We start from the raw sequence: 16,228 nt of genomic DNA on the forward strand, positions 1-16,228 counted from the left end.
TAAATATTGCCGCGGCATTATACAGAACGTAATCGGTTGCATCTACATTTTTTTGCAAATAGTGCTTGCGATCCCCCGTGAGCAGGTTACTATCGATTGAATAACCTGCTGATTTAGAATTTGATCCCGCTCACATGTTATCCTCTCAAACTTCCTCAATTTTTACCGTAAGCCGCCTTAACCAGACGGTTCGTCTGCTGTTAGAACAGGAGATGGGACAGGTATGGATCAGCGGCGAGATTTCTAATTTCACGCAGCCTGCGTCGGGCCACTGGTACTTTACGCTCAAAGACGATACCGCTCAGGTGCGCTGTGCGATGTTCCGTAACAGCAATCGCCGGGTGACGTTCCGCCCGCAGCACGGGCAGCAGGTGCTGGTACGCGCCAATATTACGCTGTACGAGCCGCGCGGCGATTATCAAATCATCGCCGAAAGTATGCAGCCGGCTGGCGAAGGCTTGTTGCAGCAGAAATATGAGCAGCTAAAAGCCAAACTGCAGGCCGAAGGGTTGTTCGATCAGCAGCATAAACAACCGTTACCCTCCCCGGCCCACTGCGTGGGGGTGATCACCTCGAAAACCGGCGCAGCGTTGCACGATATTCTCCACGTGCTAAAGCGTCGTGACCCATCCCTGCCCGTAATTATCTACCCGACGGCGGTCCAGGGCGACGACGCGCCGGGGCAGATTGTTCGTGCTATCGAACTGGCGAACGCGCGGGGCGAGTGTGATGTACTGATCGTCGGACGCGGCGGCGGTTCGCTGGAAGATTTGTGGAGTTTTAACGACGAACGCGTGGCGCGGGCTATTTTTGCCAGCCGCATTCCGGTGGTCAGCGCCGTCGGTCACGAAACGGACGTCACGATAGCTGATTTTGTCGCCGACCTGCGCGCGCCGACGCCATCAGCAGCGGCAGAAATTGTCAGCCGTAACCAGCAGGAGTTGTTGCGCCAGATTCAATCCGCCCAGCAGCGTCTGGGCATGGCGATGGACTACTACCTCGCCAACCGTAGCCGCCGTTTCACGCAGATTTTTCACCGTCTGCAACAGCAACATCCGCAACTGCGTCTGGCCCGTCAGCAAACCGCCCTGGAACGTCTACGCCAACGGATGGGATTTGCGCTTGAGGCCAGGATTAAGCAGGCCACTCAGCGCCAACAGCGCGTAAGTCAACGCCTGAGCCAGCAAAATCCGCAGCCGCGCATTCACCGCGCGCAGTCGCGCATCCAACAGCTGGAATATCGTCTGACGGAGAATATCCGCTCACGGTTAAGCGAACAGCGCGAACGCTTTGGCAACGCGGTCACGCATCTGGAGGCGGTCAGCCCGTTAGCCACGCTGGCGCGCGGCTATACGGTTTCGACGACAACGGACGGCAAAGTGCTGAAAAAGATCAAACAGGTCAAAGCAGGCGATATCATGACCACGAGACTGGAGGACGGCTGGCTTGAAAGTGAAGTCAAATCTGTCACGCCGGGCACGTAATCCAACATTCCCCCACCCTTTGCAGCGCGATGTTGGGGTTCGACTTCGCCTCAGCCAACCTACGCGCCACATTGGATAAGGTGTAGCCATAATATGACGATCAACCGGTTTGTCATTCGCCTCAAAACCGGGCAGGGAATACCCGCCCGGTTTTGTCTAACTTACCAGTTATAGCGCAGATTGAGGCTACCGTTCAGATCGCCAAAATCATTGCTGCCAGTCTGCCCGGCAATCTGAGCGCGAACGCTCCACTGCTTATCGATATCTGCCTGCAGACCTACTTTCAGCTCCGCACGGTTAGCCGGAAGATCCTGTTTCACCGTAGCATCATCAAACGATACCGACACATCATCGCTGGTGTGCAGCCAGTTAGCTTCAGCAAACGGCTGGATAACCGTACGGCTGCCTTTGTACAGCTTGCCGTCAACTCGCAGACCCAGGCGCGTTGTCCAACTGTCACTATCCTGACCGTCGATCCGGGTGCCGTAGTTATCCTTCACGCTATCCGCTGAGTAATTCTGCCAGACAACCTGCGCCTGCGGCGTCAGACTGACAGTATTGCCGTTACTCAGCGCTATATCGTAGCGATAACCGGTTTCCAGCGAGACAGCGTTAGCGGTTGAATCGTAAGATTCAGAACCCGCATCACCGCTCTCTACGCTGTTGTTGTAGAAACCATATTGGTACCAGCTGTCGACATACGCGCCGCTATGCGTTTGAGCATCGGCAAACCAGGTGGCATAGACACCAAGGTTGTAGCCGTCTACGTTGCCGCTGCTGGTGAACTGGCTACCGTCCGCGCCACGGTTACCGGTGCTGCCGGAAAGCGTATTTTCCATCTTGCCCTCGCCCGACCTGAAGCACGCCGATGTTGGCAACAGCTCCAGTACCCAGCGAATCCGCATGGTCAGCCGTCAGCGTACTGCCGGTAATGGTGGTATTGCCATAGCCATTCGCCGTGTTGCTGAGGATGAGCGTACCGTCGCCTTCTTTGAACAGCGTTTCGCCGTCCCAGCCGCCAGGTACGGGGGAAACCTTGCTCAGCTCGCAGGTAACTTCAAACGTTTCATTATCACCGAGGGGAAAAGTGCCGCTCGCTTCGCTAAAGGGGGGCCTCGCCGCCGTCTGTTTCAATCACGATATTCGTGTCCGTGGCTGAAGTTGGCTCCCAGCCCTGGCCTTGAGTGGGTAGGCCTTCGAGGTACAGCGCGGCACCTTCAGCGATGCCAGAATAGGAAATCGGCGACGTTTCTGCATTCAGGTCGTGGTCGACTCCGTCAATGTAAGACACCGGATTATCGGCTATGGCCAGCGGGCTGGCGATCCCAAGCGCGGCAACAATTGCAAAGGTCAGTGCATGGTGTTTTGCACTAATTGTCCATTCTGACTCAGGCCTTTCGATAGAAAGCGGGACTTCATTAGAATGAAGCAAAAAGGTATGATCATCATGCGACATCGGATGTTATTTTAAATATGGGTAGTGCCAGATGCCGGGTTGCAGAAGCGAGACAGCGCTTTTACACACTCGCGGCAAACGGTGGTGACTCCAATTAGCAGAACATATACTTTTCAATGAATGTGTCGATTACTTTTTCATGAAGCTCAATGGAACATGAAAAGCAGATTTTTTTCGTGCCAGACGCTTAATACGTTAATCCACGCACGTCGCATAACCTGCTGAACTTGCCGGCTTAATGGCGCAGTTTTGATTCCTGGTATTCTCATCCACGCCGCAATACATGCCGCCGCTCGAGGTTGATTTAGATAAATAGGGATAGCCCTGCGTCGGCCAGCCTAACGAGCTAATGGAATGATACAGCGTCAACAGGTCGTTATTATCCGGTGCTTTGCTAAGGCTACCGCACTGTTTGGCAATATCCCATTTAGTGTTGTCCACCGTATGCGCCATCGCCCAGTACTCGTTATTTGTATGCACTCCGTTGGTAAATACTGGCGTCACGCCTGACAGCAGCTCAGCCTGAAGCCACGGACGATGCAGCGTTTTTCCGTTAACGGATGTCGTATCCGCCATATTTCCCCAGAACAACGCTTTATCCGTATCCGGACTGGTAAGTACCATAAAAATCACATCCAGTGATGCGTGCAGAGTCGTATTGTCCGTCAGTTTCACCGTGAGTGGCGTTTTCAGCCCCAGGCTTTTATCCTGATTAAGCGTAAACGTTGCCGTACCGTCGCTGCCGGTAGTGCCGGTAAAGATACTCCCGGTGGTGGTCATACTTTGGCTGGCGCTTGCGGGTGTCAGCGCTTTAAGCATGAGATCGTCTGCTCCGGCATCCGCTGCCACGTCGCCATCCGTTACCACCGTACCTGCCCGATTTTTCGAATCGCCACGTGACAACGTAAAACCGACGTTGGCGACCGGGTTACCGCTGCTATCTTTTACCGTCACCGTTAACGGCATCGCGCTTCCCTTCTCCACTACCGCCGCGTTTTTCGCGCCGTCCATCGCCGTCGAGGTCAGCGTAATACTGGCAGGAGTAGAAGTACGCGGCTCGACCAGACACACCTGAGCGCCGGTGGCAGTCGATGAACTGGCGGTGCCTTTATCGCCGCTATTCAGGTTTATAAATTGGTAATATCCGGTATTCGGCGCACGATCCGCCGCCCACCAGAATTTGTTCCCCGCCACCGGCCAGCCGTAGTTTGTACCGATTGCGCCGTCAGGATTGTCGCCATACAACGTTTGCAGATCGCCTGACAACGGCTGGTATTCGACATCACAGCCGGTTGCGCCCGCTTTTTCAGTGTTCGCTGCGGTGACTAAGGGCCATGTTTCATTGTTAACCAGGTAAGTACCGCTATTCGATGTCATCTCCGCCGCCAGTAGCGGACGCCGGAACTTCACGCCCGCGCTGTTAGTCACGGTTTCCGGCATATGTCCCCAGTATTTGGCTTTCTCGCTGTCCGGGCTGGTAATGACGGTGAAAATGACGTCCATATCGCTAACTGTCAGCGGATCGTCGACAAGCATCGCCTGCAGCGGTGTTCTCAGGCCACGGGAGTCATCCTGCGTCACTTCGAGTTGCGCTTTACCATCCTCATCCGTAATGCCATACCAATAACTTGTGCACGAAGATACCGTGCAGTTAAACGTCATTGAGCCCGTAGACGGCGCAACCGATGTGAGTACCATGCCTCCGCCGGAACTGCCATCAACGACACCCGCCCGGTCTATCGAAAGCGTTCGTCCCAAACGGATAGCAGTATTGGGCTGCGGCGTGCCAGAACCATCCCTCACAGTGACGGTCAACGGCAGACTCTCGCCCTTCTTCGCCACTGGAGCGCCTTTATCCGCATCCATGGCGCTGGAGGTGAGTTCTATCGACAAGTCCCGGCGCTTTGCCAGACAAAGCTGCGCCGTGGCGGTATTGGCTTTGGTTGTCAGCGTATTATTATCGCTGAGTCTGACATACTGGAACTGACTGTCTGAGTGCGTGGCATCCGGTACTGAGTTACCCGCCCCCCAATATTTTCCTGATGCCACTGGTAGGCCAAGCGTTGTCGTGAGTGCGCCATTGGGATAATCGGTATATAGCGTCTGTAAATCATTTACCGTCGGCAACCCCAGCCGATCGCACGGGCTGGCGGTGTCCTGATACATATTCGGATAACGGCTCCAGGTATACCAGGACTCGTTATTTTCCGTATAACCCGACGTGTCCGCCGTTGAAGAAAGTTCAGCGCGCAGCAGCGGTCGCTTAAATTCAACCCCCTTACTGTTGGTAAAGGTTTCCGGCATATGGCCCCAGTATTTGGCCTTATCGCTGTCCGGGCTGGTCACTACGGTAAAGATAGCGTCTTTACTGTCCGTCAGGTTGCTGCCGTCCATCGTGGCGGCGCTGATGGTGGTCTTTAAACCTGTGGTACTGTCCTGAGCCAGGGTAAATGTCACCTGACCCAGTTCATCAGTTTCCACGTACAGATATTTCGCGGAGGTATCCAGCAGGGATGTCGCAAGGCCGGACGGCATCACATTACGTAGCGTAATATCGTCTGTGGCGCCTGAAGCCGATGTGGCGCTATTGGCGCGATTGTACGACGTTCCCCGGCTGATTTTCACCATCACGTTTTTCATCGGCTGGCCTGCGGCGTCTTTCACCGTGACGGTGGCGGCAATCTGCTCGCCCTTCTTCGCCTTTGCGATTCCGGTGGCTTCATCCTGGCCTGCCAGCGTCAGCGTCAGGCTGGCAGCGGCGCGGCGCGCCGAGACAAGACAGGTCTGCATGTAGTAAGCCGTGGTGCTGGTCGTCGTTTTGACATCATTGCCGTCGTTAAACAGGTTGACCGCTGCGTACAGCGACTGCGCGCCGTCTGACGATATCACGTAATCCCCCGCCCACCAGTAGCGGCTGACGTTGTTGTTGCCCGAACTGGTCATCGGCCAGCCGTTACGGCTGCGCATGGCATTATCAGGCCAGGTATTGTACAGCGTCTGGAGGTTGCTGACGCTGGGCAGATAATCGCGCCCGCAGCCGCCGCTGACGCCGTTCCAGGCTTTATCGACGGTTATCATGCCCCAGGTTTCGCCCTTGTCGTAGTAGCCGTTGGCGATGGTCAGCGTTTTGCCGGGCGTAGCGCTGAACTCGCTCGCCAGCAGCGGACGTTTGTACGCCACGCCGCTGCTGTCGGTTAACGTTTCCGCCATATGGCCCCAGTAGCTGGCCTTCGGGGTGTCCGGGCTGGTAACCACGGTGAAAATAACCGGCAATGGCGCGGTCGTTGTGGCGTTGCTGTGCTCTATCGACGCCATCAGCGGCGTTTTAAAGCCAGCGCCCCCGTCCTGGCTGATATCCAGCGTCAGCGTACCGTCCGCGCCGGTAGCGGTGTAATACTCAACGCCGCTGTTGCGCGCGTCGCTGTGGTTAATCTGTATGGCTGCCGCCTGCGAACCGTTAACCTCCTGATTCGCCCGCCCAATGCTGTCGCCGCGCGTAAAGATAACCGGCGTGTCCGCCACCGGCTTGCCCTGGGCATCCAGCGTGGTGATGGTGACCGGAATCGTCTCGCCGACCTTCGCTTTAGCGAAACCATCGCTGTCGTTATACTGCGGCGAAGTCAGCGTTATCTGCGTCGCCACCGGATGGGCGTTTTGCAGGCAGACAAAATAGAGTTTTTCATCCCACAGCAGCGAACCGATGCCGCCGTCGCGCAGATTAATCGACTTAACGTAGCGGTTTTCCGACGTCCTGCTTAAATCGGCGGTGCTGTCCTGGTAGTTTTTACCGTCCAGCGGCCAGCCCTGCTGGGTATTCATGGCGCCGCCTGGCCAGGTGTCGTACAGCGACTGGAGATCGGCAAGCGAGGGCACAAATCCCGCGCCGCAGGCATCTTTCGCCACCTCAAAATTCACGCTGCCCCAGGTTTCGTTATTTTCCGTATTGCTGCCGTGGGTAATACCGCTGGCGATTTCAGCCGATAACAGCGGGCGCTTAAATACCTCGCCGTTGGCCGCCGCTACCGTTTCCGGCATATGACCCCACATTTTAGCCTTATCGCTGTCGGGGCTTGTGACCACGGTAAAAATGGTGTCGATACTGGCCGTCGCGCTGGCGTTATCGTACAGCGCCGCCGTAATCGCGACCTTCGTACCGTGGGTATCCGGGCGGGTGACGTTGATAATTTTGCTGCCGTCCTCGCCGGTCAGTTCGCCGATTTTGGTGGCGGTATCGTTGAGCGATTCACCGTCGATAACCACCGCAGAAACGATGCCGTCGCCGCTACCGGCGATGTGTTTTTCCCCCTGGCGGGTATAGCCGTCGCCGCGACTGAGCACAAACGGCGCATCCGGGACCGGATTGCCGCTGGCGTCTTTCGCCGTCACCTTGAGCTGAAGGGTGTCGCCTTTTTTCACTTTCACCGCGTGCTCGCCGCCGACGTCATACCACAGCGACGTATCTACCGGTTCGATGGTAATTGAGGCGGCCGTGGGATTGACGCCAACCAGGCAACTCACAAAATCGGAAGCGTCGCCGGAAGCGGTTTTGTCGCCGGAGGCCAGCGATACCGTCTGCCACGAACTGGCGCTGGCGAAGGTGGAAGACCAGTAGTTATACGACGTCGGCCAGCCGGATACGGTGTGAATTTTATTGCCATCGTTCGCGGCATAGAGTGCGCTAAGCTGGTGATCTTGCGGCAGATGATTAACCTCGCAGCCTCCGGCGTTGGGGTTGTTCAGCGCATCGGCATGGGTAACGCGCGCCCAGGTTTCGTTATTCTGATCTTCGGTCCTGGTCGCGGCAGTCGCTTCCGCCGCCAGTTTTGGCCGCTGGAATTCCATATTGTCCACGGTGATAGTATCCGCCATATGTCCCCACATATGCGCTTTTGGCGTGTCGGGGCTGGTGGGTACGGTGAATTTCACGCTGCGGTTGACGGGGGCGGTGATCAGCGAGTGGAGCGGCAGTACGGTCAGCGGCGTCAGCAAGCCGACGCCCTGCGGCTGTTCAATCACCAGCGTGGCGTTCCCCTCGGCATCGGTGATGCCCTGATACGTCATCGACGCCTGGGAGGAGCCAAACGAGGTTCCCCCCATGACCAACGTTCCGTCGCTGGGATCGGTAAAACCGGTCGTCGCGTTGTCGCGATTTTTGCCATGCGACATGGTCACGGTAAACGCGGCGTTAGGCACAGTCAGTCCGTTCAGCGCGTTGACGGAGTGCACGTTCATCGTTACCTGTTCGCCCACTTTGGCGACCGCATTGCGTAACGACTCGTTGCCATCGAAGTAAACGTTCAGGATGGTCACCAGTTCGTTGCCGGAACAGGAAAGATAGTTCGGTTCAGCGCCGCTGAACATGCTGTCCGCGCCGGTCGCCATGTTGACGTGCGCGGTGGTGGAGCCATCGGTATCCGCCGCGATATAGCTGTGTTTCTGCGTCGGCCAGCCGTAGGTCGTTTCCATCGCGTTGCCGGAATGGGCCGCATACAGCGTATCCAGCAGCAGTTGCCCCGGCACCTGGCCCGCGCCGCACTGGTTTGTCGCCGCCGTTACCGAGTTAAACGTGGCCCAGTATTCGTTATTCTCAAATTCAGAGCCGGTGTCCTGCGCGGCTTCGTCCGCCAGCAGCGGACGTTTGTAGATATTGCCCGCCTCCACCACGCCCTGCATATGGCCCCACATGCGCGCCTGCGCCACGTCCGGGCTGGTGACTACGGTAAAAATGACGTTCTGCGTCGCTTCCGTCCCGTCGAACAGCACCACGCGCACCGGGGTTAACACGCCCGCGCCCCGATCCTGGGTCAGCGCCAGCGAGAACTGGCCGTTGGCGTCGGTGACGCCGTGATAGTGACCGTCGCTGCCTTCCAGATTGGTGATGACGACCGGTTCATCCGACCACTGATGCGCCGCGTCAATATCGGCGTTCTTTTGATTCTGGCGATTCTGCTCGTCGCCCAGATAGACATTAAAGTAGCGATAAGGCAGCGGTTTGTTGGTGGCGCTGTCGGTCACGCTGATCTTCATATTGATCTCATCGCCAACCTCGACTTTCGCGGCATTGACCGTTGAATCAAAACTATCGGCGCTAATCACTAACTTCGGCGTAACCGCAGGCGAGGCTTTATCCACGCAGCTTACCAGCGATTGCGTGGCGTCCGGCATTTGCGTAAGGCTGCGGCTACGCATATCAATGCTGATATGGTCGGCGGCGATCGATCCCTGGGAGGAGGACCAGTACTCTTCATCTCCGGATGTCAGCCCCACCGGCCAGCCGAGGGTGGTGGATAAATCGCCGCGCTCAATTTTTAACCCTTCCAGTTGGCGCGCATCCGGCAGAATATCGCAGTGTTTATCCGCATTAGCCCAGTTGAACTGCGCCCAGCTTTCATTGTTGATACTGACGGCGCGGTCTTCGCCGTCGGTTTCCGCCGCCAGTTTGGGGCGGCTAAAGGTGTAGCTTTCGCCGTCCACCGTGGCGGTGGAATTGTCCGCCATATGGCCGTACATATTGGCGCTGCCGCTGTCCGGGCTGGTGAGGGTGGTAAAAATCACGTCCACGTCGGCTTTCAGCGCAGGCGCGCCTGACGGGTGCGCCACCAGCGGGGTTTTTACCCCCGGACCGTTAGCCTGGGTGACGGTCACCGTCGCCACGCCTTCCGCATTGGTGGTGCCGTGATATTCGGTGGCGGTGGTGGTTAGTTCGGTATTGCCGACGCGTACCGGCGCGGTATTGTTCACCACGCCCTGGCGATTCAGCGCATCGCCGCGGGTAATCACGAACGCGATATTGCCCGCAGGCTCGCCGTTACAGCCTTTGGTATTCACCGTCAGCGTGATGCTTTCACCGGCTTTGACCTTCGCGGCGTTTAGCGACTCGTCCAGATGATCGGCGACGAGAGTAACCGGGTCGCCCACGGCGGGAGCAATATCCACCGCAATCTTTTGATTGAGTATCTCTACCGCGCTGTCATAAGGCACGCCGGTGCGGGTAAGCAGCCACAGCGGCGGTACGGCGGTTGAGGTATCCAGTTGCGGCCAGACCACCAGGTGGCGGCCCGCCATATTTTGCTCACAGAACGTCAGGTTTGCCGATGGCTGCGGAGACAGCGGCGTATCCGGCGTGGCGGCGTCGGCCCACACCAGCGTGACGGTGGGCGCGCGTTCAGCCTGCCAGGCCAGCGGCGGATCGGCGAAAATATCGCCTTCAGTATCGTGCGGATTGGTTAAGGTCAGCGCGCTGCCGGCATCGCTGGTGCTGAACTGGCTGGGTTTCGCGGAGTAATCAACAGAATTAGCCGCATCAGATCGCAACTGAACGCTGCCCTGATAGACCGGGATCGTCACACTATCGGCCTGAGGGGGAGTACCGTTAATAGCCGCAGTTTGCTCAGTGAGTTCCTGCCATGCGCCGCTGCTTCGCACGGCCTGCGCGAAGAAAGGCGTTAAAATAAAGGCGCATAACAGCAACCAGGATAAAAAACCGACACACTTTTTCGATTTCACTGACGTACCTGAGAAAAGTCCATTTCGTTGCAGCTCATTCCATTAATACAAGGAATTAAAAATGCATCGCGACCGGCACAACGCCAGCCGCAAGGGATACTCAGGTTGGGCGCGCCTCACCCAACCTACTGCACCCGGCACGAGGCATAAGCAAAACCTTGACTTGAAAGCGTACAGTTTTCCGTATTGGTCGTTTCGTTAAATGAGCAATACTTACCGCCAACCATCGTTTGCGATGCATAGTCATATGTATACGACGACGCCGGCGCAGCCGTAGGCCAGTGCAGGTCGCCAATGATGTTCTTCAGCGCCTTCAGATCGTCCAGCGTCGCGGCGTTTTCCAGCGAGCCGCAAAGATAAGGCAGCGATGTCGTAGCATGAATGGATGTTTCACCATAATCAATATAGTTCGCCGCCCAGGTTTCATTATTAAGCGGCCAGGTGCCTGGCGGCATTTTGGACATCTCTGTTTTCAGGAATGGGCGGCGCAGCGTAACGCCGTTAACCTCAACGGTATCCGGCATATGGCCCCAGTATGACGCATACGGCGTATCCGGGCTGGTTGGTACCGTAAAGATCGCATCGACGCTCGCCGTCTCGCCAGCCAGCTCCGAAAGCGTCGCCGTGATGGATGTTCTCAAACCCAGCGATTTATCCTGGTTTAACGTGAACCGCAACTTACCGTCATCGCCGGTGACGCCATACCATTTCGTGCTGGTTCCCCTCTGGTTATTAAACACCACTGCCGCACCCGCAGGCGATACCGGCGTCAGGGTCATGTCTGATAACGCGCCTTTGGACGCAACCGGCTCGCCAATCACACCGGCCTGAATGTATTTGCTATCCACCGTGCCACGCGAATAAGAGTAATCACGCGTCAGCATAACCGTCGCCCCCGCCTGCGGCTGCCCGGCGCCGTTAGTCACCGTTACCGTCATCGGTATCGCCTCGCCTGTTTTCGCCACCGCCGCCGATTTATCCGCGTTCCACACGTCCGTAGATAACGCAATCTTCATCTGTCGCGGTTCCGTCAGACAGAGCTGGTAATAGAAATTCCCCGGAGTTTCCAACGTGGTGCCGCCATTACCCGTATTGAGATCGGTAAATTGCCAGTAAATGGATTGATTTTTTACCAGGCTGTCGCCTGCCCACCATTTTTTCTTGATGGGTAATCCAATGTCGGTCGTGATCTTACCTTTGGGGTGATCGCGGTACAGCGACTGGAGATCATCCTGCGTGGCCATCTGATTTATCGGGCACGCGCCATAATTCCCGGTATTAAAATTATTCACCGTAAACCAGGTTTCATTGGTTTCGAAGTAACTCGACGTATGATTCTGCGATGAGAGTTCGCCATACAGCAGCGGGCGCATAAACTCCGCGCCGTTGCTGGCGGTGAAGGTTTCCGGCATATGGCCGTACATATTGGCCTTGTCGCTGTTCGGGCTGGTGATGACGGTAAACACTGCCGGCAGCGACGAGGTTACTGTCGGCGTATCATACAGGCTGGCAGTCACCACGCTTTTCACCCCGACTCCGCCAGGTTCGTCAAGCGAAAGGGCCAACGTACCGTTCGCCCCGGTCGCCCCATAAAGAACCGATGAACTGTAGGCAAACTCTTGCGTCGCGCCACCAGACGGCGTCATCGTCATGGTGTAGCTGTTGGTAAACGGGTAGTCAGCTTTACGCGGCGTCCCGGCGTCGCGCTTAAGCGAAAACGTCGTATAAGGCACCGGATTACCCGCCGCATCGGTGGTGGTGACGAGCAGTGGGATCGACTCACTGTTTTTAGCCTTCACCGCCTGAATAGTGTCATCCGTCGCCAGCGTGGAGGTGAGCGTAATTTGCGTAGCCTGCGTCTTCGGCGTCGTTGCGCAAATTTGGTATTGCCTGTCGTTCACACCGTCATTAACGACGCCCCGGCGCGAATCATCATCCAGATCGACAATGTAATAGGATCGGGGCTTTCCGCCGGTTAACGACCCGGAACTGGAACCGCTCCAGTAAGAACGGTTGATCGGCCAGCCCTGGGCGGTTTTTATCGTGCGGTTTGGGTATTTGCTGTAGAGCGAATCCAGCGCCTCGACGGAAGGGAAATAGCCCGCAGCGCAGTTAACAGCGGGGTCGGTTTTTGAACTGTCTGGCCCATAAAGCCCCGCCCAGATTTCGTTGTCTTCGGTATATTGCGCGGCACTTGCCTGATTGGCTAATTCAGCGTAGAGCTGTGGACGCTGATACTCCGCGCCATCCGCCGCCGTGAGCGACGGCAACATATGCCCCCACATGCGGGCAACGTCGACATCCGGGCTGGTGATGACGGTAAAGATGGTGTCAATGCTGGCGCTCACGGCGGCATTTTCATACAGCGCGGCGATAATGGCCGTTCGGGTGCCGTGTGTGTCCGGGCGGGTAACGCTGATGATGCGGGTGCCGTCAGCGCCGGTCAGCATCCCCATTTTGGTGGTGGTCCAGGCCAGGGATTCGCCATCGATCACCACGGGCGTGACGATGCCTTGCTGATCGTTGCCCTCACTGGCGGTGTACTTCTCGCCCCTGCGATCGTAACCGTCGCCGCGGGTGAGCACAAACGGCGCTTCCGGGATCGGGTTGCCGCTGGCGTCCTTCACCGTCACCTTCAGTTGCATCGTGTCGCCTTTTTTCGCTTTGACCGCGTGAACGCCGCTGCCATCGTACCACTGCGACGCATCCACCGGTTCAATGGTAATCGAGGCCGCCGCCGGGTTATCGCTGGCCAGACAGCTGGCGTAAATGGAGACGTTGGCGTTGGCGAATTCACTGCCGCTAAACAGCGAGATCAGTTTCCACGTGGTAGCGCTCTGGAAGGTCGAAGACCAGTAGTTAAGCAGCGTCGGCCAGCCCTGGGTGCTTTTCATCACGCCGTCGCTGTTGGCGTTGTACAACGCCTCAAGCTGATCGATGCGCGGCAGGCGGTTCGCCGCGCAGCCGCCCTTATCCGGGTTGCCCGCCGCGTCAGGATGCAGAACGCGCGCCCAGGTTTCGTTAGCCTCAGCCTGAGTACGTTCCGGCGTCACTTCATCCGCCAGCTTAGGCCGCTCAAAGGTCAGATCGCCGACGGTGATGGTATCAGCCATATGGCCCCACATTTTGGCTTTTGGCGTATCCGGGCTGGTGGCGACGGTAAACTTCACGCTGCGGGAAACGGGCGTGCTGATTAATGAATCGACGGGCGCAATGCTTAACGGCGTCAGCAGCCCTACTCCCTTCGGCTGGGTGAGGATAATGGTCGCATCGCCGTTGGCGTCGGTGATCCCATGATAAGCCTGCCCGGCAAGGTAGCCCACGTCATCAAACAGCATCTGACCATTGCTGGTGTCGGTAAAACCGGTCGTCAACCCGTCGCGCCGTTTGCCGTTCGCTATGGTGACGGTGAAGTCGGTATAGGCGATCGCCATGCCGTTGAGGGCGTTGCGCGAATGAATGTTCAGCTTAATCTGCTCACCCACTTTGGCAACCGCATCGCTGTTTTTGGTCGCCGGGTCATCGTTGAAGTAGACGTCCAGCACCGCCACCATTTCGTTGGCCGAGCAGGTCAGGTAATTCGGTTGATTGGTAAATTTACCGCTATCGCCGTTTTCAAGGTTGACGTGCGCCGTTCCCGAAGCGTCGCTGTCCGCGGCGATGTAATAGTCTTCGGTTGGCCAGCCGTGTTCGCTTTCCATCTTGCCGCCAGCATGTTCGCTGTATAAATGCGTCAGCGATGACTGATCCGGCACCTGGCCGATGCCGCACTGCGCGGTGGCTTTTTCCACTGAATTAAACGTCGCCCACTCTTCGTTGTTTTCGCTGAACTGACCGTCTTTGTGGCTGGTTTCCACCGCCAGCAGCGGGCGTCTATACAGGTTGCCCGCGTCCACCACGCCCTGCATATGGCCCCACATGTTGGCGCCGTCCACATCCGGGCTGGTTATCACGGTGAAAATTACGCTAAAGGGCAACTCGATGCTGCCGCCTTCATCATCCGGCATCACGATGCGGATGGGCGTTTCTACGCCCAGGCCGCTGTCGTGTTTTAACGTCAGGTGTACCTGGCCGTTGGCGTCGGTCACACCGGTATAGTGTTCCGGCGACGAGGCGCGCATATCTTCGGTGTTGATTGTAACCCGTTGGTTATCCCACGCGTCCTGATGCTCTCCTTTGCGGTTTTTCGCAGGGTCAATGAACAGCTCCATATAGCGATAAGGCAGCGGCTTTTGCGTGTCGCGATCCACAACGGTCATCACTAAATCAATCGATTCCCCCACCTGTGCTTTATACGGCCCCTCTGGAGAGAGCGTTATCTGCGGATGCGCCGCAGGCTGGGCCTTATCCACACAACTGACCAGTAGCGTGTCGCTGTTGGCGGCCCTGACGACCGACGCGCTGTTCATATGCACGGCAGCGTGGTAGTCGTTTATCTGATCTTTGGTTGACGACCAGTATTCCGCATCGCCCGTCACCGGCCAGCCGGTGTACGTTGCCAACGCACTATGCTCATGCCTTAGCGCCACCAGTTGTTCGGCATCCGGCAGAATGTCGCAATGGTTATCCGCGCCACTCCAGGTAAACTGCGCCCAGGTTTCGTTGGTGTCCACAACGGTGCCGCCATTTCCGCTGGTTTCCGCCGCCAGTTTCGGGCGGGTGAAAGTGTAGGTCGTACCGTTCAGCGTCGCCGTGGCGTTCTCAAGCATATGACCGTACATGTTGGCCTTATCACTGTCAGGACTGGTGATGGTAGTGAAAATGACGTCGACATTGTCGGTCAGCGTGGGATAGCTTTGCGAAGAGACGATGAGTCGTGTTTTTACCCCCGGACCTTGCTCTTGCGTCACCACCACCGTGGCGTTGCCCTGCCCGTCCGTTACACCGTGATATTCTGTTTGCGTAGTCGTTAACTCGGTATCGCCAACGCGCACCGGGTTAGCGTTATTGACCACGCCCTGGCGATTTATTGCATCCTCGCGACGGATCACGAAGGCAGCATTCGGCGCCACGTCGCCATTACAGGCTTTGGTGGAGACAGTGAGGGTAATGCTCTCCCCCGCTTTGACTTTCGAGGCTGCAAAGTTGGCGTCAATATGATCGCCGCTCACAGAAACAGGATCGCTCACCGCCGGTTTGATATTCAGCGTCACTTTCGGGCTAAGTAGCGGAATGACCGCATTGTTCGGCACCCCGGTACGGGTATAGAGCCACAGCGCGGGAACGTTCGTTTCATCTTCCACCTGCGCCCAGGCCACCAGTTGCCGCCCGGCGAGGTTTTGGGCGCAAAAGGTCTGGTTAAGAATCGGCTGCGGCGAGAGCGGCGTATCCGGCGTGGCGGCATCGGCCCATACCAGACTCATGGTCGGCGGTTCTTGATTTTCCCAGGCGATGGAGGGCGGATCGGTAAAGAGATCGCCTTCCGTATCGGTGGAGTTGACCGCACGCATCGAGGTTGAGGAGGCATCAGCGCTAAAATCGCGCGGCATGGCGGTAAACTCAATATCATAGGTCTTGGTAGGGTCAAGCAGCATACTTCCCTGATACAGGGGAATAGTGGCACCGTCGGCCAGCGGCGCGGTGCCGTTAACCGCGCCGGTCGTCGAGTTCAGCTCTTGCCAGGTCCCGCCCTTCAATAGCGCCTGCGCAGGCGCGATCGACACTGCAAACATGATCAGTAATGTCAGTAAGAAATGTACCACTTTATTCACTTGCCGATTCCTGTTCATGAGCGATAGCCACCCGTTTTCATTCTCTGTCGTGATTCAACCCACTTTGCTTA

The 16,228-nt window shown here is 57.0% G+C and carries 3 protein-coding genes and 1 pseudogene; 1 reads left to right on the top strand and 3 read right to left on the bottom strand.

What is annotated here, in order from left to right:
• Positions 1-134: 134 nt before the first annotated feature.
• Positions 135-1,484: an exodeoxyribonuclease VII large subunit gene (xseA, locus tag J4614_RS18040; protein ID WP_000953169.1), complete on the top strand. Its 1,350-nt coding sequence runs from the start codon at positions 135-137 to the stop codon at positions 1,482-1,484.
• A gap of 161 nt (positions 1,485-1,645) precedes the next feature.
• Here the strand turns inward: xseA and J4614_RS22275 are convergent.
• The 3 genes and pseudogenes from J4614_RS22275 to ratA form a co-directional block, all read right to left on the bottom strand.
• A pseudogene (locus tag J4614_RS22275) lies at positions 1,646-2,955 on the bottom strand (autotransporter outer membrane beta-barrel domain-containing protein); the annotation flags it as partial.
• A gap of 180 nt (positions 2,956-3,135) precedes the next feature.
• Entirely contained in the window at positions 3,136-10,446 is a 7,311-nt protein-coding gene (gene ratB / locus J4614_RS18065; RefSeq protein WP_208293271.1) for a DUF823/DUF824 repeat adhesin RatB, read from the bottom strand.
• A gap of 125 nt (positions 10,447-10,571) precedes the next feature.
• Positions 10,572-16,175 (bottom strand): DUF823/DUF824 repeat adhesin RatA, encoded by a 5,604-nt coding sequence (gene ratA, locus J4614_RS18070; RefSeq protein WP_208293272.1) that lies wholly within the window; start codon positions 16,173-16,175, stop codon positions 10,572-10,574.
• Positions 16,176-16,228 lie beyond the last annotated feature (53 nt).

It is taken from the genome of Salmonella sp. 32031103-2018-00083-FB-01-SM-01 (assembly GCF_017571995.1).
GTDB classification, from domain to species: Bacteria; Pseudomonadota; Gammaproteobacteria; order Enterobacterales; family Enterobacteriaceae; genus Salmonella; species Salmonella enterica.

Bases quoted from the DNA above. Each gene is read 5' to 3' on its own strand.
- xseA (WP_000953169.1), top strand. From the start codon at position 135: ATGTTATCCTCTCAAACTTCCTCAATTTTTACCGTAAGCCGCCTTAAC.
- ratA (WP_208293272.1), bottom strand. From the start codon at position 16,175: ATGAACAGGAATCGGCAAGTGAATAAAGTGGTACATTTCTTACTGACA.